The 19,083-nt window shown below is 69.9% G+C and carries 14 protein-coding genes; 7 read left to right on the top strand and 7 right to left on the bottom strand.

Features of this window, described 5'->3' with window-relative positions:
* Nucleotides 1-44: 44 nt before the first annotated feature.
* Together C6Y14_RS13410 and C6Y14_RS13415 are read right to left on the bottom strand one after the other, a co-directional pair.
* Nucleotides 45-908: a helix-turn-helix domain-containing protein gene (locus C6Y14_RS13410; protein WP_107016825.1), complete on the bottom strand. Its 864-nt coding sequence runs from the start codon at nucleotides 906-908 to the stop codon at nucleotides 45-47.
* Nucleotides 909-1,210: 302 nt separating this feature from the next.
* Complete coding sequence (locus tag C6Y14_RS13415) at nucleotides 1,211-2,077, bottom strand: helix-turn-helix domain-containing protein (RefSeq protein ID WP_107016826.1); 867 nt, start codon at nucleotides 2,075-2,077, stop codon at nucleotides 1,211-1,213.
* Nucleotides 2,078-2,240: 163 nt separating this feature from the next.
* Here C6Y14_RS13415 and C6Y14_RS13420 point away from each other — a divergent pair, with 163 nt between their 5' ends.
* Nucleotides 2,241-2,546 (top strand): 4a-hydroxytetrahydrobiopterin dehydratase, encoded by a 306-nt coding sequence (locus tag C6Y14_RS13420; RefSeq protein ID WP_107016827.1) that lies wholly within the window; start codon nucleotides 2,241-2,243, stop codon nucleotides 2,544-2,546.
* Nucleotides 2,543-3,292 (top strand): class I SAM-dependent methyltransferase, encoded by a 750-nt coding sequence (locus C6Y14_RS13425; protein WP_225891050.1) that lies wholly within the window; start codon nucleotides 2,543-2,545, stop codon nucleotides 3,290-3,292. Before C6Y14_RS13420 ends, C6Y14_RS13425 begins: the two co-directional genes overlap by 4 nt.
* Nucleotides 3,293-3,697: 405 nt before the next feature.
* Here the strand turns inward: C6Y14_RS13425 and C6Y14_RS13430 are convergent, their stop codons facing one another.
* Nucleotides 3,698-4,195: a hypothetical protein gene (locus C6Y14_RS13430; protein ID WP_107016828.1), complete on the bottom strand. Its 498-nt coding sequence runs from the start codon at nucleotides 4,193-4,195 to the stop codon at nucleotides 3,698-3,700.
* 87 nt (nucleotides 4,196-4,282) lie between these two features.
* Here C6Y14_RS13430 and C6Y14_RS13435 point away from each other — a divergent pair, with 87 nt between their 5' ends.
* Both C6Y14_RS13435 and C6Y14_RS13440 read left to right on the top strand, forming a co-directional pair.
* Nucleotides 4,283-5,254 carry a helix-turn-helix transcriptional regulator gene (locus C6Y14_RS13435; protein ID WP_107016829.1) on the top strand — a complete coding sequence of 324 codons (972 nt, stop codon included), beginning with the start codon at nucleotides 4,283-4,285 and terminating at the stop codon, nucleotides 5,252-5,254.
* A gap of 92 nt (nucleotides 5,255-5,346) precedes the next feature.
* Complete coding sequence (locus tag C6Y14_RS13440; protein ID WP_107016830.1) at nucleotides 5,347-7,218, top strand: rhamnogalacturonan lyase; 1,872 nt, start codon at nucleotides 5,347-5,349, stop codon at nucleotides 7,216-7,218.
* Between the two features lie 97 nt (nucleotides 7,219-7,315).
* On the opposite strand, the gene C6Y14_RS13445 is transcribed toward C6Y14_RS13440, so the two are convergent.
* The 3 genes from C6Y14_RS13445 to C6Y14_RS13455 form a co-directional block, all read right to left on the bottom strand.
* Nucleotides 7,316-8,149, bottom strand: coding sequence for a PIG-L family deacetylase (locus tag C6Y14_RS13445; RefSeq protein ID WP_107016831.1), 834 nt, complete (start codon nucleotides 8,147-8,149; stop codon nucleotides 7,316-7,318).
* Nucleotides 8,150-8,340: 191 nt separating this feature from the next.
* Complete coding sequence (locus tag C6Y14_RS13450; protein ID WP_107016832.1) at nucleotides 8,341-11,019, bottom strand: cellulose binding domain-containing protein; 2,679 nt, start codon at nucleotides 11,017-11,019, stop codon at nucleotides 8,341-8,343.
* A gap of 173 nt (nucleotides 11,020-11,192) precedes the next feature.
* Nucleotides 11,193-14,105, bottom strand: coding sequence for a glycoside hydrolase family 48 protein (locus C6Y14_RS13455; RefSeq protein WP_107016833.1), 2,913 nt, complete (start codon nucleotides 14,103-14,105; stop codon nucleotides 11,193-11,195).
* A 430-nt stretch (nucleotides 14,106-14,535) separates the two neighbouring features.
* Between C6Y14_RS13455 and C6Y14_RS13460 the strand changes: the two genes are divergently transcribed.
* The 3 genes from C6Y14_RS13460 to C6Y14_RS13470 all read left to right on the top strand — a co-directional run bounded on the left by C6Y14_RS13460 (nucleotide 14,536) and on the right by C6Y14_RS13470 (nucleotide 18,138).
* Entirely contained in the window at nucleotides 14,536-16,248 is a 1,713-nt protein-coding gene (locus tag C6Y14_RS13460) for a glycoside hydrolase family 6 protein (protein ID WP_107016834.1), read from the top strand.
* A gap of 161 nt (nucleotides 16,249-16,409) precedes the next feature.
* Entirely contained in the window at nucleotides 16,410-17,321 is a 912-nt protein-coding gene (locus tag C6Y14_RS13465) for a class I SAM-dependent methyltransferase (protein WP_107016835.1), read from the top strand.
* 115 nt (nucleotides 17,322-17,436) lie between these two features.
* Complete coding sequence (locus tag C6Y14_RS13470) at nucleotides 17,437-18,138, top strand: SDR family oxidoreductase (protein WP_107016968.1); 702 nt, start codon at nucleotides 17,437-17,439, stop codon at nucleotides 18,136-18,138.
* Between the two features lie 90 nt (nucleotides 18,139-18,228).
* Here the strand turns inward: C6Y14_RS13470 and C6Y14_RS13475 are convergent, their stop codons facing one another.
* Nucleotides 18,229-19,017 (bottom strand): aldo/keto reductase, encoded by a 789-nt coding sequence (locus tag C6Y14_RS13475; protein ID WP_107016969.1) that lies wholly within the window; start codon nucleotides 19,015-19,017, stop codon nucleotides 18,229-18,231.
* Nucleotides 19,018-19,083: the final 66 nt, after the last annotated feature.

The following is a 19,083-nucleotide window of genomic DNA, read 5'->3' on the forward strand; positions in this document are numbered from 1 at the left end:
GTCAGCCGACGTACGTGCTCAAGCACCCCTGGGCGGAGCCAATATCAAAAATCCGCCCGGCGCGCCAGAATCATCTCCCTGGTCCGCCGGGCGGAAGCCACCCCCGTGGCCATGTGGTCAAGCACCTCCAGATGCGCCGCCACCTCCTTGCGGGAGTCCAGATACAGCGCCCCGGTCAGATACTCCGTGTACACCATGTCCGGCAACTCCGGCTCCGCGAACCGGAACAGCACGAACGGCGCGTACGTCCCCGGATGGGGTCCCGCCGAGAACTCGGCGATCTGCAACGTGATGTGGTCGTTCTCGGCGGTCGCGAGGAGATGGTCCAGCTGGTCCGCCATCACCTCGGACCGGATACTGACCGGCCGCTGCAGGACAGTCTCCTCCATGATCACCCAGAGATGCGGCGGACGTTCCCCCGTGAGCAGCTTCTGCCGTGCCATCCGCAGGGACACATGGCGTTCGATCTCCTCGGTCCCCGTCCGCCCCACCGTGCCCGCCTCCAGGACGGCACGGGCGTAGTCCTCGGTCTGCAGCAGCCCCGGCACGAAGTGCGGCTCGTACGACCGGATGACCGAGGCGGAGCCCTCCAGGCTCACGTACAGGCTGAACCAGTCCGGCAGGACGTCGTGGTACCGCTGCCACCAGCCGGGCTCGTTCGCCTCCTCGACCAGCCGGACGAACGCGGCCGTCTCCTCGTCGCCCACTCCGTACGTCGACAGGAGCACCTGCACGTACGGGATCTTCAGCGCGACCTCGGCCATCTCCATCCGCCGGACGGTCGCGGGCGCCACCCGCAGGATCCGCGCGGCCTCGTCCCGCTTCAGACCGGACGCCTCGCGCAGTTCCTGGAGCCGTCGGCCCAGTACCACCTGTCCCACGGTCGGCGCCGGCCGCCTCTCACTCACGCCACGCCTCCCCGAGCCCCGAACATGGCGAGAAGTGTGCCACGTTCCCGCGAAAGCCTCACCGGATCCCCTCATCCGGCCCGGTGTGTCGGTGTCCGTCCCGGGTAGCTGCCCGCCCCTCGCGGCGGGCGGCATGGGGCCGGTACGGCGGGTGCGGCCCGGTGGGGGCCGGCCGCGCAGTTCCCCGCGCCCCCAAAAGCGGGGCTGCGCCCCTGCTTTTCGCCCTGCAGGGGCGCGGGGGACTGCGCGACAAGCCCCCACCGGCCGCCAGAAGGACTGACGACCCTCGGCCTGAAAAGGCGTCAGGGCATCAATGAATGCAGATACCTCACCGTCGCCGGGTCGGCCGGAAGCAGCGTTTCGATCGCCAGCTCGGCGACCGTCACGTCCATCGGTGTGTTGAACGTGGAGATGGACGAGATGAAGGACAGCACCCGCCCCTCGTGCTCGATCCGCATCGGCAGCGCGAAGTAGGGGACCGGCGCGGCGGGCGCCTCGTCGAGCGCCCCCGATGCGGCGGCGGCCGGAGCCGGATACGCGGCCACCTCCTCGTACAGCGCGCGCAGCGGCTCCGAGCGGCGCAGGGCGATGTCCCGTTCCATCTGGGCCAGCAGATGGCCGCGCCACTCGCGCAGATTGCGGATCCTGGGCGCCAGGCCCTCAGGGTGCAGCGTCAGCCGCATCGCGTTCAGCGGAGGTTCGAGCAGATGCCCGGGGACGTCACCGAGCAGCATCAGGATGCCCTGATTGGCGGCGACCACGTCGTACGTGGCGTCCACGACCAGTGCCGGATAGGGCTCGTAGCCCTGGATCAGCCGCTCCACCCCCTCCCGCAGCGCGTCCAGCGCCGGGTCGTCCAGCGGGGTCTCCGGGTAGTGGGGTGCGTAACCGGCCGCCAGGAGAAGGGAGTTGCGGTCCCGCACCGGTACGTCCAGGTGCTCGGCGAGCCGCAGCACCATCTCCTCGCTCGGCCGCGAGCGGCCCGTCTCGATGAAACTGATGTGCCGTGCCGACGAGCCCGCCCGCAGCGCCAGCTCCAGCTGACTCACCCGGCGCTGCTCCCGCCAGCCGCGCAGCAGCGGACCGATTCCCTGGTCGGCGGCGGAGGCGCCGCGCCGCGCACCGGCGGACACGCTGACGGACCCGGAGGTGTACGCGGCGCTGGTCATGCCCCCGACCGTAGTCGAAGCGCCCGTACGGGTCGATGTGCGCCCAGGAGACCGAATGCCGTTCTTCGTCGCCCGCCCGGACCCGCCTGACCAGGGACGGGAGAGCGGGACTGTGGCAGGCTGGCAGGCTGAGGAGATCCGGACACATGGAAGGAACGTGACCATGCCCCTCGAACCGTTGTCGCAGAAGGACGTCGAGGACCGGCTCGCGGAACTGCCCGGCTGGTCCCTGGACGGAGACAGAATCTCCCGTTCCTACCGGCTGGGCTCACACTTCGCCGCGGCGGCCCTGGTCGTCCATATCGCCAGGGTGCAGGACGAACTGGACCACCATTCCGACCTCACACTCGGCTACGACACCGTCTCCCTGACCGTGAACACGCACAGTGTGGGCGGCGCCGTCACCGAGAAGGACTTCGAGCTGGCCGGCCGGGTCGAGGAGCTGAGCACCGGGCACGGCGCGCGGTGAGCACGCTGGTCTTCGACTACGACGAGGAGGCCGAGCGGTACGACGCCCTGCGGGGCGGCGAGCCCCGTGCCGCGGCGGCCGCCGACGCCGTCCTCGGGCTGCTCCCCGACGGCGCCGCCACCCTCCTGGATGTCGCCTGCGGCACCGGTACCGTGACCCGTCGGCTCGTCGCGGCCGGACTCGACGTGACCGGTGCCGACGCGGCGTACGGCATGCTGAGCAGGGCCGCGGCGCGAGTGCCGGGCCGTGTCGTACTCGCGGACGCCCGCCAACTCCCCTTCCCCGACGCCGCGTTCGACGCCGTCACGGCGATCTGGCTGCTGCACCTCCTGGACGACGCGGAACGGGTCGTCGCCGAGGCGGCCCGGGTGCTGCGCCCCGGCGGCGTCCTCGTCACGACCGTCGACAAGGCGGCCTCGCACGACGTGGGCAGCGACATCGACGCCGTGATGGCAGCGCGTCCCCGCCGCGCCGCGCGCGACCGCTCCGATCTCGTGGCCTCGTACGCGGCCCGGAACGCGCTCCTCCCGGCGGGACGGGCGGTCTTCCGTGGCCGCGGCCAGGGCCGGACCCCGTGCCAGGCCGCGGCCGACGTACGCCGCGGCTGGTACACGCTGCTGACCCCCGGCGATCCTCTCACCGAGCAACTCGCCTCCCGCCTGGAACAACTCCCGAACCAACAAGTCCCCCGCGCGGAGCCACACTTCAAACTACGGACATTCCAAAAACCGGGACCACCCCGCTAGGGGCGCGAGGAACGGCGCGAGCAACCGTGATCGACCCGCAGCCGACATCAGGGCCAGGCCCCACCCCCTTAGGGGCGCGGGGAACGGCGCGACCAGCCCCGAACGACCCGCAGTCGACATCGGGGCCGAGCCCCCACCCCCTGCGTGAGCAACCCCCGACGGCTGCGGTTGGCACCCGGGCCACGCCCCCAGGGGGTGGGCCCCAGGGCTGGGTGTCGGCTGCGGGTGGGTGGGGGTTGCTCGCGCCGTTCCCCGCGCCCCTCGGGGGGTGGGGGTTCGGCCCGTATGTCGGCTGCGAGTTGGTGGGGGCTGGCCGCGCCGTTCCCCGCGCCCCTAGGGGGTGGGGGTTCAGCCCGTATGTCGGCTGCGGGTCGTTCGGGGCTGGTCGCGCCGTTCCTCGCGCCCCTAAGGCGCGGGCGCGCCGCAGGCGCGGGCCCCCGTCGTGCCCTCGGGCAGGCGGTCGGCCAGGTAGCCGTCGAGGTCGGGTGCGCCAGGCGCGAGCACATGCCGCACCCACGCGTCACGTTCGTGCAGAACCGGCGGCAGCTCCCAGACACACCCGATCCATGGCCGATCCAGTGTGATGAAGTGTGTCGGGTCGCGGTCCGGACATCCCAGCACGGGCTGCCCCGCCGCGGCGCCCCCGAAGTGCAGGACGTTGTCCCACACCCAGCTGTACGCGTTGAGGTAGGCGCCGTCGTCGCCACCCCGGTGCAGTACGACGAACGTGGCGGGCGGCGTGCCGTCCGCTTCCGGAAGCAGCTTCGGCAGCATCGCGTACGCCGCCTCCTCGACGTCCGGCGCGATGCCCGCCGGGTCGGCCGTGACGTGGTAGCGCTTGATCCACCGGCCCGCCACCTCGACGGGCGGCAGCACGGTCAGCAGTTTCTCCTCGAAGGTCATGGAGGGGACGTTAGGACCGCTCCACTGACATCTTCTGTCAGTGGAGCGGCAGCGTGGGGTGTCGGTGGAGCCTGCCATTCTGGGCCGATGAAGTCGGCCCGCCTCGTCTCGATCCTTCTCCTGCTCCAGACCAGGGGACGGATGACCGCCGCCGCCCTCGCCGAGGAGCTGGAGGTCTCGGTGCGCACGGTCTACCGGGACGTCGAGGCACTGAGCGAGGCCGGCGTCCCGCTGTACGGCGACGCGGGTCATGCGGGCGGCTACCGGCTCCTCGACGGCTACCGCACCCGCCTGACCGGCCTCACCGCGGGCGAGGCCGAGGCCCTGTTCCTCGCGGGCGTGCCGGGGCCGGCCGCCGAGCTGGGACTCGGCCCGCTGCTGGCCGCCGCCCAGCTCAAGGTACGGGCCGCACTGCCGAGGGAACTGCGCGAGCACGCGGACCGCGTCAGCGGCCGTTTCCACCTGGACGCGCCCGGCTGGTACGCGGACGCCGGAAACGGCGACACCCCGTTCCTGCAGGCCGTCGCCGACGCCGTCTGGAACAGCAGGGCTCTGCACGTCCTGTACCGCCGCTGGCGCGAGCCGACCGACGTACGGCGCCGCCTGGAACCGTACGGCCTGGTCCTCAAGGCGGGTCGCTGGTACGTCGTCGCGGGCCCGGGACCGCGTACGTTCCGGGTCGACCAGATCCTCGAACTGAGCGCGTCCGGCGAGGAGTTCAGCCGTCCTGACGGGTTCGACCTCGGTGCGTACTGGGCCGGGTACCAGCGGGACTTCCACGACCGGCTGCACCGGGCGGAGGCGGTGGTCAGGCTGGCGCCCGGCATCCGCCTCCCCGGCCCGGCTGGTGACGCCGTGCGCGCCAACGGCGTTCCGGACGAAGGGGGTTGGACCCGGGCCACCGTACCCATCGAGTCCGTCGAGCACGCCCACGCGGAGTTCCTGCGGCTCGGCGCGGACGTGGAGGTGCTGGCGCCGCCCGAACTGCGCGAGCGCATCGCCGCGACGGTCGCCGCACTCGCCCGCACCTATGCCCGGACCGGAGCACCGGAGCGGTAGAGAGCGCTTACCAAATCCCGGCAACCCCCCTGCCCCCAGCGGCAACTGAGGTGACAGAACCCGTCTGCCCCCTCCCAGGGAGGTACCCCACCGTGCAGCACCCGCATCGCAGACGCCCCAGGACCCGTCTGCTCCTCTCCACCGTGCTGGCCGGCGCCCTCGCCGCCGCCGGACTGAGCACGCTCACCGCCACGCCCGCCGAGGCCGCGACCGCCCGCCAGGTCGAGAAGCTGGACCGGGGTGTCGTCAGCGTCCACACCGACGCGGGCAACCTGGTCAGCTGGCGCTGGCTCGGCACCGACCCGAACGACGTGTCGTTCAACGTCTACCGGGCGGGTACGAAGGTCAACTCGACCCCGGTCACCGGCTCGACGAACTACTTCCACTCCGCCGGACCCGCCCAGGCCGACTACACGGTCCGCGCGATCGTGGGAGGTGTCGAGCAGGCCGACTCCGTGCACGCGATCCAGTTCCGCACCGGATACAAGGACGTGCCGATCAGCCCGCCCGCCGGTGGCACGACCCCCGACGGTGTCGCGTATACCTACGAGGCCAACGACGCCTCGGTCGCCGATCTCGACGGCGACGGCGCGCTCGACTTCGTCCTGAAGTGGCAGCCCACCAACGCCAAGGACAACTCCCAGTCCGGCTACACCGGCAATACGATCATCGACGGGATCAAGCTCGACGGCACCCGGCTGTGGCGTATCGACCTGGGCCGGAACATCCGCTCGGGCGCGCACTACACCCAGTTCCAGGTGTACGACTACGACGGCGACGGCAAGGCCGAGGTGGCCGCGAAGACGGCCGACGCCACGGTCGACGGAACGGGCGCGGTCATCGGCAGTTCCTCCGCCGACCACCGCAATTCCAGCGGATACGTCCTCTCGGGGCCCGAGTACCTGACCATGTTCAACGGCCAGACGGGCAAGGCCATGGGGACGGTGGACTACGTCCCGGCGCGCGGCACTGTCTCGTCGTGGGGCGACTCGTACGGCAACCGCGTGGACCGGTTCCTCGCGGGCACCGCCTATCTCGACGGGGCCCGGCCCTCGCTCATCATGGCGCGCGGCTACTACACGCGCTCGGTGATCGCGGCCTGGGACTGGCGGGGCGGCGCGTTCACCCGCCGCTGGACCTTCGACACCAACTCGTCGACCAACACCGGCAAGGGCTTCGACGGCCAGGGCTCGCACAGCCTGTCCGTCGGGGACGTCGACAACGACGGCAAGGACGAGATCGTCTACGGGGCGATGGCCGTCGACGACAACGGCAACGGCCTGTGGACGACGAAGACGGGGCACGGCGACGCCCAGCACCTGGGCGACCTGGACCCGGGGACCTCGGGCCTGGAGTACTTCAAGGTCTCCGAATCCACCTCCCAGCCCGCCGAGTTGTACATCAACCCGGCCAACGGCGCGATCCGCTGGCAGCTCGCCGCCTGCTGCGACAACGGCAGGGGAGTGGCCGGGGACATCTACGCGGGCAACGACGGCGCCGAGGTGTGGTCCGCCTCCGACACCAACATCCGTGACGAGGCCGGCGCCACCAAGGGCCGCGAGCCGTCCTCCGTCAACTTCCTGTCCTGGTGGGACGGCGACACCACCCGCGAACTCCTCGACGGCACCCACATCGACAAGTACGGCACCTCGTCCGACACCCGCCTGCTGACCGGCGCCTCCGTCCACTCCAACAACGGCACCAAGGCGACGCCGGCCCTCTCGGGCGACCTCTTCGGGGACTGGCGCGAGGAGGTGGTCTGGGCGACGAGCGACAACACGGCCCTGCGGATCTACTCGACCCCGACCGAGACCACCACGAAGATCACGACCCTGCTCCACGACACGATGTACCGCACGGGCATCGCCTGGCAGAACACGGCGTACAACCAGCCCCCGCACCCCAGCTTCTTCATCGGCAACGGCATGCCAACGGCACCACGACCGACGGTGTACACGCCGTGACCTGCTGAAACGGCTCCCGGAGACAGGAGAGGGGCGGCCGCCCCAGCCAGTGGGACGGCCGCCCCTCCACCGGAGACCGGTGGCCGGTGGTCGGGGATCAGCGCAGTCCGGCGAACAGGTCGTTCTCGGGCAGAGCCGCCCCGGTGGTGTCCCGGACACGCGAGAACGTCTCCATGCCCATCAGCTCGCCGAACCTCTCCTTGCCCATCTTGAGGAAGAAGATGTTCTCGCCCTGGCTGGCGTGCGCGGCCAGCGAGTCGTACTTCTGACCGCTGAACGCGGTGGTGTCCACCCATGTGGTGATCTCGTCGTCGGGCAGGCCGATCTTGGCCATCTCGGCGACCTCGGCGGGGTCCGGCTCGGGCATGTCCGGATTGAACTCGCGCATGAACTCGCCGAACCGCTGCATGACCGAGCGGGGCATCGTCGTCCAGTACACCTTCGGCGTCAGGTCGGTCAGCTCCAGCGCCGCCATCGTGATGCGGTGGGCCTGGATGTGGTCGGGGTGGCCGTAAAAACCGTTCTCGTCGTAGGTGACGACCACGTCGGGCCGGTACTGGCGCATGAGGTCCGCGAGCCGGGCCGCGCCCTCCTGCACGGGGGTCTGCCAGAAGGATCCGGGGGCGTCGTTGCTGGGCCAGCCCATCATCCCGGAGTCGGCGTAGTCCAGCGTCTCCAGATCGCTGATCTTCAGGACGTCACAGCTCTCCTGAAGTTCCTGCCGGCGCATCCGCGCGACGGCCGCCGGGTCGTGTCCGGGGTCGCCCGGCTTGACACCCCCCGGCCCGTCTCCGCAACCGCCGTCGGTACAGGTCACGAGCACCGTGCGGATTCCTTCCGCCGCATACCGGGCGAGGATCCCTCCCGTGCCGGTGGCCTCGTCGTCGGGGTGGGCGTGCACTGCCATGATCGTCAAGGGCCGGTCGGTCATGAGGAAGATCCTTCTGCAGAGTTACATCGTGGTACGAGGCCGGGGCGGGACACACCGGTGCCTCGGTCGATGCAACAGTGTCGACCACACCTCCTGTTCCCGGCACGGCCGCCCGGCCTTCGGGGCATGGCGCGCAAGGAGGGCGCGGACCCCATCGGGTCCGCGCCCTCCCGTCCGTCCGGCCCGGGGTGTCAGGTCACCGAGCAGGACTGGTCACCGAGCTTGAACGCCGTCGGCTTGCTGTTCGATCCCGACCAGCTGCCCGTGAAGCCGAAGCCCACGGACGAACCGGCCGAGACGTTCGCGTTCCAGCTCACGTTCTTCGTTGTGACGGCCGCCCCGGATTGGGCCGACTCGGCATTCCAGGCCTGGGTGACGCTCTGCCCGTCGGCGAAGGACCAGCCGAGCGACCACCCCGTCCAGGCGGTCGTGCCGGTGTTGGCGAGCTGGACGTCCGCCTGGAAGCCGCCCGACCACTGGTTGGTGATCTTGTACGTGACCGCGCAGGCGCCGGTCGGCGTCGGATCCGTACCGCCGCCACCGTCACCGCCGCCGGCGTCGGACGAGTCGCCGTAGATGACACCGCGCCCGTTCGTCGACACGTACACGCGCCCGTAGACGCGCGGATCACCGGTGATGGCGGCGCCCGTCCAGCCCCACTGATGGGCGTCGTCGTTGATACGGGTCCAGGTGGCGCCCTTGTCGGTGGAGCGGAAGATGCCCCGCACACCGCCGATCTTCGCGCTCGTGTAGAGCGTCTGGTACGAGGCGCCGGTCGCCGCCTTGCCGAAGCCGATGGTGTCCGCCTGCTCGACGCCCGACAGCTTGGTGAAGGTCGCGCCGGAGTCCGTGGAGTGCCACAGCCCGTACGCGCCGTCGCTCGCCCCGCCCGCCAGCCAGACGTCACCCTTCGTGCCGGGAAGCGCCTTGAACCGTACGCTGTCGCCGCTCGGCAGTCCGGTGGCCGACGAGGCGGTGAAGGTCGCGCCGCCGTCCGAACTCACATAGAACTTGCCGGACTTGAAGCCGTAGAAGGTTTTCGGGTCGACCCGGTCCGACTCGACGACCGCGCCGGCCGGGATGCCGCTCGACGCCGACCACGACGTACCGAACCCGGTCGCGTGGTGCACGCCCGCGCCCTCCGGGCTCCATACGAACCGGCTCCCGTCCGAGGCCGAGGCGACCGTACCGCCGCCGCTCACCCCCGAAGGGTCGGTGCCCGCGAACCAGTTGGCGCCGTTGTCCGTCGAGAACGCCACATGCGGACCGGAGTCCAGGTTGCCCGCCCGCACCACGATGCCCGGGTTGGACTCCGCGAAGTCGAGGCTCGTCGTGCTGGTGAAGTTCGGCGAGGTGAACATCATCGACGGGACCTTGGTCAGGTCCGTGTGCCGGAATCCGCCGATGTCACCCAGGGCGCTGAGGAGTTGGGCGCCGCCGGACGGGGGAGCGGCGAGGTCGTTGACGGCCGTCTCCTCCAGCCCCTGCACCATCGGCTTGATGGTGAACTGGCCGCCGCTGTCCCACTGGCCGAGGTTGTCGGTCCCGTAGATGGTCGCGCCCGTCCCGTACATCATCCGGGCCGAGTTGAACGGATCGATCTCCAACGCCTCGGTCATCCAACCCAGTTTGGGCGTCTGCTCGGGCGGCGAGGGATTGGCGCCCCAGGTGAGCCAGGGCGAGGACGACACGTCCATGGTGAAGCGGTTGGAGCGGTTGGGGTACGAGGTGTAGTCCCAGGCCTTGGTCCAGGTGCCACCGCTGTCGGTGGAGCGGAAGATCTGGGTGTCGGGCCACCAGGAGCTGTACGCGGTGGCCATCACCGTGCCCGGCTTCTGCCGGTCGACGGTCAGCCCGCTGAAGCCGTAGTAGGTGTCGGCCTCCGCGACCGGGCTGATGTCCGTCCAGGCGCCGGTCGCCGTCGTGTACCGCCAGATCCGGCCCTTGCCGCCGTCGTAGGGACCGCCCTTGTCGCTGTACGCGAGATAGAGATAGCCGTTCGTCGCGTCCAGGACGCCCTTGTGGGCCAGGTACCCGGTCGGCTGCCCGGCGATACGGGACCAGGTCGCGCCCGCGTCGGTCGAGCGGTAGACGGCGTTGTCCTTGTCGGCGACCCCCACATAGATGGTCTTGGTGGCGTCGGTGCCCGTACTGCTCGACTCGTCGAAGGTGACCCAGGCGATGCCCTGGTTGTCGGAGGCGTACCCGCTGGTGTCGGTCGCGTCCTGGACGTAGTTGCCGACGTTCGGGAAGTTCGTCACCTGTGCCCAGGAGGCCCCCGAGTCCGTGGACCGCCACAACCCTTTGCCGCTCGGCGCACCCAGATACAGCACGCTGTTCCTGTGCGGGTCGACCGCGAGTCGCTCACCCATCCCACGGCCGGGCATGTTCCCGCCCAGCTTGAACGGCAGATCGGCCTTCAGCCAGGTCGCGCCCCGGTCGGAGGACCTGAGCACGGCCCCGTTCCCCGGGTCCCAGCTGTTGGTGTACGTGCCGACGGCGGCGTACACCTTGCTCGGCGCCACCGGGTCGGAGGCGAGGCTCACGACTCCGGTGTGCCCCCACCGGTCCCACCCGACCGAGTCGAGCAGCGGCGTCCAGCTCTTCGACGCCTCCTGCCAGCGGTAGGCGCCGCCGATGTCGGTGCGGGCGTACGCGAGGTTCCTCTCGGACCGGTTGAACACGATCCCGGGGACGAAGCCGCCCCCGTCGATACGGGCGTTCTTCCAGGTATAGGTGTCGGCGGCGATGGACACCGCCGGACCCTTCTCGACGGGCTGCGCGGCGAGCGCGGGCGGCGTGCCGGCGAGCAGCCCGGCGGCGAGCCCGAGCACAGCGGTCAGGACGGGGGTTATTCGGGTTCTTCGCACGGTGAGGGTCCCTTTCGTGAGGTGAAAGGCGTGACGACCGGGCGGCTCCGTGGGGGTGGAGCCGCCCGGTCCCGGTGCACACGAGCCCCTTCAGGGGCGCGGGGAACTGCGCGGCCAGCCACATCCGGCCCGCAGCCTCAGTACCGCCCCACCCGCGGAGCGACATGCGGGGACTATTCGAGAAGCTCCGCGTACGAGCCCATGGCGAGGGCGATGTCCGCCTGGGCCCAGAACCGGTGATACGTGAACGAAGGCGCGGCCCCGCCGGCCAGATACGCCTCGATCTTCGACCACGCGGGGTCGTCCTCGTAGAACGACCGGATCGAGTCGAACGTCGACGACGAGTTGATCGCGTCCCCGTTCGGCATCGTGCCGGACCACCCGCTCGGCACGTACACCGAGTCGTCGAACCGGTTGTAGTCGGCCCGCGTCTCCGGCACCGCGACACCCAGCGCGTCCTGGTTGTTCGCCCACATGCCGTCGAGCAGCGCCTTCGCCGTGGTCTTCGCCTCGGTGTCACCGGACCGGTCCGCGTAGTACGTCAGGGTCTTGGCGTACGCGGCCGCCACCCCGACGTCGTTGGTGTAGTCGGCGACGGTGACGTGAAGTCCCGTGTTGGCACCGGGACTCGACGCGTTCCAGGTGTCCGGCTTGCCCGACCACTGGAGCGTGCTCGGGATCCGGAAGGTGCCGTCCGGGTTGACCGTGGTGTTGGCCAGCGCCCAGTCGACCCACTTGTCGAGGACGGTCTTGGCGTCCGCGTTGCCCGTCTGCTGGTAGTACTCGGCGACCCGCTCCATCGACCACGCCTGGAAGCCGAACCACTGGTTGGACGGCGGGTCGTGGTAGACGGGCTTCTCGTCGTAGTACATGCCGTAGAAGGTCGGCGTCCCGGAGGGCGGTGTCGCGTAGCGGCCCTGCCAGCTGTTGGTGGCACCGCCCGCGATGGCTCCCTCACTGGACTGCAGCCACCGGTAGAACTCCAGCTGGCGGCCGAGTGACTTGGCCCAATCCGCTTGCCCCGTCGCCGACTTGGGCTTCAGGTCGGCGTACGAGCTGAGCGCGTACGCGGCGAGGGGGTTCTGGTAGCCGCCGTGCGTGTGGCTGGAGCCGATGCGCCAGGCCCAGCCGGCCGAGGTGTCGGTCGCACCGCCCCACGCGTAGTACCAGTTCAGCAGGTAGTGCGAGGCGTCCTTGCCGGTGCCCGCCGGGCAGGTCGACGGACCCACACAGTTGCCGATCTTCTTGAAGTACTTGTCGTACATCGAGTAGCGGAGATAGTCACCCATCTTCGCCGCCTTGCCGACGGTCGCGGACACGTCCGCGCCCTTGCCCTGTGCTTCGGCCCAGATGTCCGCCCAGTACGCGGCCTGCACGGCCCGCGCGTCGGCGTCGGGAGCGTTGGTGAACTTCCACTGCTTTGCGTACGAGGCGTCCTTCGTGAACAGGTCCAAGTACCCGTTCGTGCCGCCGTACTTGAAGGCGTCGCAGGTCGGCTGCGGCACCGTCTCCCACACCGACTCCTGCGCGCCGCGCTGGAAGGTGTTGATGTAGGACGGACCTGTGTCGGCCGGGCCCGCCTCGCACTTGCCCGGCGAGTTGCCGTACCCGTAGACGTTGTCCACGTCCTGCAGCCAGTGCATGCCGTACACGTCGTCCGTGCCGTACGCGCTCTTCAGCTCGGCCGCGATCGGGTCGGGGCCCACCGAGACGCCCGAGTCGAGCTGCGCCGGGTACTCGTTCGGCGTGTCCAGCTCGGGTGCGTACGTCGCGGGCTTCGAGGCGTTGTAGAACGAGTTGGTCGGCTGGTCGGCGTGCGTGGGGATCATGAACTTCTCCATGATGTCCCAGGCACCGTTGAACTTCGTCCAGTCGCCGGTGACCTTGCCGTACATGGCCTGCAGCCACAGCAGGTAGCTGTACGCCTCGGACGTCGTCTCATGGCCGTGGTCGGGCGCCTCGACGATCAGTGTCTCCACCGAGTGGTACGGGATGCCCTCCGGCGAGAAGTAGCCGTTCGCCGGGTTGGTGATCTTCCCGTAGAGGTCCAGGAAGCGGGCGTCGTACTCCTTGGACGCGGCGAGCTGGGTGACGGTCACGGAGGCCTTGGCGTGCCCGGTGGCCGTCGAGTCGAAGACGGCCGAACCGGTACCCGTGGCATTGGCCGTCACGGTCACCTTCTGTGCCGTGGCCCAGTTCGACGGGGTGAAGGTCAGCGACGCCCCGCCGGTGACGGACAGCCCCGTGTTGCCGCTCGCGCGAGCGGTCGCCACGGTCACGTTCGCCGAGGGCTGGGTCGAGAGCTTGACGTCGTACGTGCCCGTCTTGCCCTGCTGGACGCCGAGTTGGGTCGGCGAGACCACCACCGCGGGACCCGAGGCGACCGTGATGCCGACCGGGGTGGACTCCGCGGAGGCGCCCAGGCTGTCGTACGCCTTCGCCAGCAGCGAATGACTGCCCACGGTCAATCCCGTGGCCGAGAGCGAGTACGGCGAGCTGGTGTCGGTGCCCAGCAGGGTCGTGTCGTCGTAGAACTCGACCTTGCTGACCGTCGCGCCGTCCGCCGCCGCTGCCGTCGCGGCGAGCGGGACCGCCGTCCCCTGGGAGTACACGGCACCTGCCGCGGGGCTGGTCAGCACGGTGATCGGCGGCTGATGGGCGCCGGCGCAGGCCGTGCCGTTGATCGCGAAGGAGGTGGGTGCGGTGTTGGTGCCGCTGTAGGTGAACTGTGCGCCGGTCGTGACGGCCGCCCCGACCGCGATCGTCCCGTTCCAGGACGCGTTCGTCGCGGTGACGGTCTTCCCGGACTGCGACCAGGTGCCGCTCCAGCCGCTGCTGAGCTGCTGGTTGCCGGTGTAGCCGTACGTCAGGGTCCAGCCGCTGATCGCCTCCGTGCCGCGGTTGGTGAGGGTGAGCTCGGCGGTGAAACCGGAGCCCCAGTCGTTCGTTCTGTAGTCGACGCTGCACTGAACGGCCGCCGCCTGTGCAGGAGTTGTACCGGTGGTGAGCATGGTCAGCGGGAGCGCGAGGGCCGCCACCACGGCTGTCCACATCCGCCGCGCACGGCGTCTGCGTCTGGGTGCCATGTTCTGGTTCCTCTCCTTGCGGCTCGGAGATGGGGGGAGGAGCAACAAGCCTTGAACCAGTGGGAGCGCTCCCATATTGGAGAGAGGGGTGCAAGGGGTCAAGGTGCTTGAAGAGTCGAAATGATTCGATAGATCAAGAGTGCAACTCCTCTGTCGTTTACCAACACTTGGCGCTACCTTCGTCCGCACCAGTGGGAGCGGTTCCACCAGTCGACGCGTCTGTCACGGCGCGACCGCACTGCAAGGAGTCGCTCATGCACCACCCATGCGTTCACTTCCTCCAGTGGTCGGCCCTCAGCGGTCGGCGCCAACGCACTCCTTCATCGGCCGCGCCATGACGTGCTTCGACGTGTTCACGACGGCACCACCACGTCGTTCGGCATCGGGCCGCGGGCTTCCGCGCGCCCTCGACGAAGAGGACACCCCGCACATGAGCCGTACCAGAACTGCACTTCTCGCGGCGCTGGCGCTGGTCGCCGGGACCGCGGGCGCCGCCGTCGCGGCGACACCCCCGGACGTCGGCGCCGCCGCCGTCCCCTGCACCGTCGAGTACAAGGTGCAGAACCAGTGGGACACCGGCTTCACCACCGCGGTGACGGTCACCAACAACAGCGCGGCCAAGTCCAGTTGGGCCGTCAAGTGGTCGTACGCCGGCAACCAGAAGGTCACCAGCGGCTGGAACGCCAAGCTCAGCCAGAGCGGCACCGCGGTCACCGCCGCCAACGAGAGCTACAACGGCACGCTGGGCACCGGGAGTTCGGTCAGCTTCGGCTTCAACGGCACGTACAGCGGCACCAACGCGCTGCCGACCACCTTCACCCTCGACGGTGTGACCTGCAACGTCGACGACGGCGGCACGGATCCCACGGACCCGACCGATCCCGGCACGGGCAGCCGGGTGGACAACCCGTACTCCGGTGCCAAGGTGTACGTGAACCCGGAGTGGAAGGCGAAGGCCACCGCCGAGACCGGCGGCAGCCGTATCGCCAACCAGCCGACCGGTGTGTGGCTCGACCGGATCGCCGCGATCAACGGGGTGAACGGCGGCATGGGCCTGCGCGCCCACCTGGACGCGGCACTGACGCAGAAGGGCTCGGACGAACTCGTCGTCCAGCTGGTCATCTACAACCTGCCCGGCCGTGACTGCGCCGCCCTGGCGTCCAACGGCGAACTGGGCCCGACGGAGATCGACAAGTACAAGACCCAGTACATCGACCCGATCGCGGCGATCCTCGCCGACACCAAGTACGCGGGTCTGCGCATCGTCACCACCGTCGAGATCGACTCACTGCCGAACCTCGTCACCAACGTCTCGCCGCGGGCCACCGCCACGGCCAACTGCGACACGATGAAGGCGAACGGCAACTACCAGAAGGGCGTCGGCTACGCGCTGAACAAGCTCGGCGACGTACCCAACGTCTACAACTACATCGACGCCGGACACCACGGCTGGCTCGGCTGGGACGACAACTTCGCGCCCTCCGCCGCGCTCTTCAAGGAGGCCGCCTCCACCGAGGGCGCGACCGTCGCCGACGTGCACGGCTTCATCGTGAACACGGCCAACTACAGCGCCACGAAGGAGAACCACTTCACCATCAACGACTCGGTCAACGGGACGTCGGTACGGCTGTCGAAGTGGATCGACTGGAACCGGTACGTCGACGAGCAGTCGTACGCGCAGGCCATGCGCGCCCAGCTGGTCTCGATCGGATTCCCGTCCGGCATCGGCATGCTGATCGACACCTCCCGCAACGGCTGGGGCGGCACGGCACGGCCCACCGCCGCCGGCCCGACGACCACCGTGGACACGTACGTCGACGGTGGCCGCTACGACCGGCGCATCCACCTCGGCAACTGGTGCAACCAGTCCGGTGCGGGCCTCGGCGAGCGGCCGCAGGCGGCGCCGGCGACCGGCATCGACGCGTACGTGTGGATGAAGCCGCCGGGTGAGTCGGACGGGTCGAGCACTGCCATCCCGAACGACGAGGGCAAGGGCTTCGACCGCATGTGCGACCCGACGTACACCGGTAACCCGCGGAACAACAACAACATGTCCGGGGCGCTGGCGAACGCGCCGCTGTCCGGACACTGGTTCTCCGCGCAGTTCCAGGAGCTCATGAAGAACGCGTATCCCGCTCTGTGACCTTGGCTTTTTGCTCGGTCACCTGAAAGATCAAGAGATTGCGCCGTTCCCCGCGCCCCTTATCGGGGGTGCGGGGGACCGTTGCTGTTTTGGCAACATGAGTGGCTGATTTCGGGACGCGGGAGCAGGCTGGACGCATCCCGAACGAAAGGCTCGCAGCCATGGCGCACGGTCACGAACGGCACGAGGGCAACGGTCACAGCCACAGCCACAGCCACACCCACAGCGGTACGCACATCGACTTCGCCGAGATGCTTCCGATGCTGGAGCAGGAGGCCGAGCTGTTCAGTCCGCTGTACACGCGGGCGGCGAGCTGGCTGCGGGAGACGCGGCCGGATCCCGAGCTGATCGTGGACGCGGGCAGCGGTCCCGGTGTCATCTCCTGCCTGCTCGCCGACACGTTCCCCGCCGCCCGGGTCATCGCCGTGGACGGGGCGGAACCCCTCCTGGAGCGGGCCCGCGAACGCGCCGCCGAGCGGGGGATCGCCGACCGCTTCGGCACCCTCCGGGCCGAGCTGGGCGACGGGCTCGGTGACCTGGAGTACCCGGCCGACCTCCTCTGGGCGAGCCGGTCCCTGCACCACGTCGGCGACCAGCGCGGCGCCCTCGCGGGCTTCGCCGACCGGCTCGCGCCGGGCGGCACCCTCGCACTGCTGGAGGGCGGCCTGCCCTCGCGCTACCTCCCGCGCGACTTCGGCATCGGCCGTCCCGGACTGCAGGCCCGGATGGACGCGATCGAGCAGGAGTGGTTCGCCCGGATGCGGGCCGAGCTGCCCGGCGCCGTCGTCGAGGACGTCGAGGACTGGCCGGCCCTGCTCTCCGCGGTCGGCCTGCGCCACACCGCGACCCGTACCTTCCTGCTCGACCTCCCCGCCCCCGCCTCCGACGAGGCGCGCGCCTTCGTCGCCACCTCCCTCGGCCACCGCCGTGACGGCCTCGCCGAAGGCCTCGACGCCGACGACCGCGCGACCCTCGACCGGCTCCTCGACCCGGAGGACAAGGCGAGCGTGTACCACCGCCCGGACGTGTTCGTGCTCACGGCACTGACGGTGTACGTCGGGGTGAAGCCGTAGCTCCTTCCCTCAACTGGGCGTCCTGCGAACGGCGTTGACATCGAGTGCGCTCCAAGTGATGAACTCCGGGCACTTCGTCGAACGCGGCCTGGCCGAACATGACTTGGGGGAAGACATGACTGACTCACCGGTTGCGCTCATCACCGGCGGCGGCAGCGGAATCGGGGCGGCGGTCGCCCGGCAACTGCTCGACGCCGGACACCGGGTGACCGTGACGGGGCGCGGGGAGGAGCGGCTGCGCGGGTTCGCGGAACAACTGGGCAAGCCCGAGGGGCTGTTGACGTACCGGGGTGACGCGGCCGACTACGAGCACGTACAGGGCGCGGTCGCGGCGACGGTGGAGAGGTTCGGACGCCTCGACACCGTCGTCGCCAACGCCGGTTACGCCACGCACGACACCGTCGCCGAGGGGGACCCGGCCGGCTGGCGGGACATGGTGCTGACCAACGTGCTCGGACCCGCGCTGCTCGTCCGGGCGTCGATCGAGCAGCTGAAGGAGACCCGCGGCCGGATCGTGCTCGTCGGCAGCGTCGCGGGGCATGTTCACACCCCCGGCAACATCTACGGGGCGACGAAATGGGCCGTGACCGGCCTCGCCGAGAACACCCGCCGGCAGGTCACCGAGTACGGCGTGGGGGTGACGCTGATCTCACCGGGACGGGTGGAGACCCCGTTCTGGGACAGCTACGGCAGCCTGCCGCCTGGGCAGCTGCTCACCTCGGAGCAACTCGCGGAGTCGGTCGTCTGGGCGATCCGGCAGCCCGCCGGGGTCGACGTCAACACGGTGGTCGTACGGCCGATCGGGCAGCCGGTCTGAGCCGGGCCTCGATCCGGCCGATGGCGCTGACCGACGAAGCCGCCGCCCGGCCGGGCGGCGGCTTCGTCAAGCGGTCGCGCGGCTGCTCGCTCAGTCGTTGACGGTCGCCGGGTCGGAACCCAGACGGCGGCCCTCGTCGAGGGCGGTGATCGCGGCGATGTCCTCGTCGTCGAGGGTGAAGCCGAGGACGTCGATGTTCTCCTTGATCCGGGACGGCGTCACGGACTTGGGGATCACCACATTGCCCAGCTGGAGGTGCCAGCGCAGGACCACCTGGGCGGGCGTACGGTCGTGCTTGCGGGCGATGGCCACGACGGCCGGGACCTCCAGGAGGCCCTTGCCCTGGCCGAGCGGGGACCAGGCCTCGGTCGCGATGCCGTGCTCCGCGTGGAACTCGCGCAAGGCGGACTGCTGAAGGTGCGGGTGCAGCTCGACCTGGTTGAGGACCGGCACGACGGACGTCGCGTCGAGCAGCTTCTCCAGGTACTCCGGGTGGAAGTTCGAGACGCCGATGGACTTGGCGCGGCCGTCCGCGTACAGCTTCTCGAAGGCCTTGTACGTGTCGACGTACGTGCCCCGGTCCGGCATCGGCCAGTGGATGAGGTACAGGTCGACGTAGTCGAGGCCGAGCTTCTCCAGGGACTCGTCGAAGGCGCGCAGCGTCGAGTCGTAGCCCTGTTCCGCGTTCCAGAGCTTTGTGGTGACGAAGAGGTCCTCGCGGGCGAGGCCGGAGGAGGCGAGGCCCTTGCCGGTGCCGACCTCGTTGCCGTAGATCGCGGCGGTGTCGATGCTGCGGTACCCGGCCTCCAGCGCGGTGGCGACGGCTCGCTCGGCCTCGTCGTCCGGCACCTGCCAGACACCGAAGCCCAGCTGGGGCATCTCGACGCCGTTGTTCAGGGTGATCGGGGGGACCTTGCTCACGAGCTTTCGATCCTTACGTCGTCG

Origin of the sequence: Streptomyces dioscori, from assembly GCF_003024195.1 — a bacterium.
GTDB classification, from domain to species: Bacteria; Actinomycetota; Actinomycetes; order Streptomycetales; family Streptomycetaceae; genus Streptomyces; species Streptomyces dioscori.

Coding starts and splice junctions, on each gene's coding strand:
- C6Y14_RS13415 (WP_107016826.1), bottom strand. CDS start 2,077: ATGACCAGCGCCGCGTACACCTCCGGGTCCGTCAGCGTGTCCGCCGGT.
- C6Y14_RS13420 (WP_107016827.1), top strand. CDS start 2,241: ATGCCCCTCGAACCGTTGTCGCAGAAGGACGTCGAGGACCGGCTCGCG.
- C6Y14_RS13430 (WP_107016828.1), bottom strand. CDS start 4,195: ATGACCTTCGAGGAGAAACTGCTGACCGTGCTGCCGCCCGTCGAGGTG.
- C6Y14_RS13435 (WP_107016829.1), top strand. CDS start 4,283: ATGAAGTCGGCCCGCCTCGTCTCGATCCTTCTCCTGCTCCAGACCAGG.
- C6Y14_RS13445 (WP_107016831.1), bottom strand. CDS start 8,149: ATGACCGACCGGCCCTTGACGATCATGGCAGTGCACGCCCACCCCGAC.
- C6Y14_RS13455 (WP_107016833.1), bottom strand. CDS start 14,105: ATGGCACCCAGACGCAGACGCCGTGCGCGGCGGATGTGGACAGCCGTG.
- C6Y14_RS13460 (WP_107016834.1), top strand. CDS start 14,536: ATGAGCCGTACCAGAACTGCACTTCTCGCGGCGCTGGCGCTGGTCGCC.
- C6Y14_RS13465 (WP_107016835.1), top strand. CDS start 16,410: ATGGCGCACGGTCACGAACGGCACGAGGGCAACGGTCACAGCCACAGC.
- C6Y14_RS13470 (WP_107016968.1), top strand. CDS start 17,437: ATGACTGACTCACCGGTTGCGCTCATCACCGGCGGCGGCAGCGGAATC.
- C6Y14_RS13475 (WP_107016969.1), bottom strand. CDS start 19,017: ATGCCCCAGCTGGGCTTCGGTGTCTGGCAGGTGCCGGACGACGAGGCC.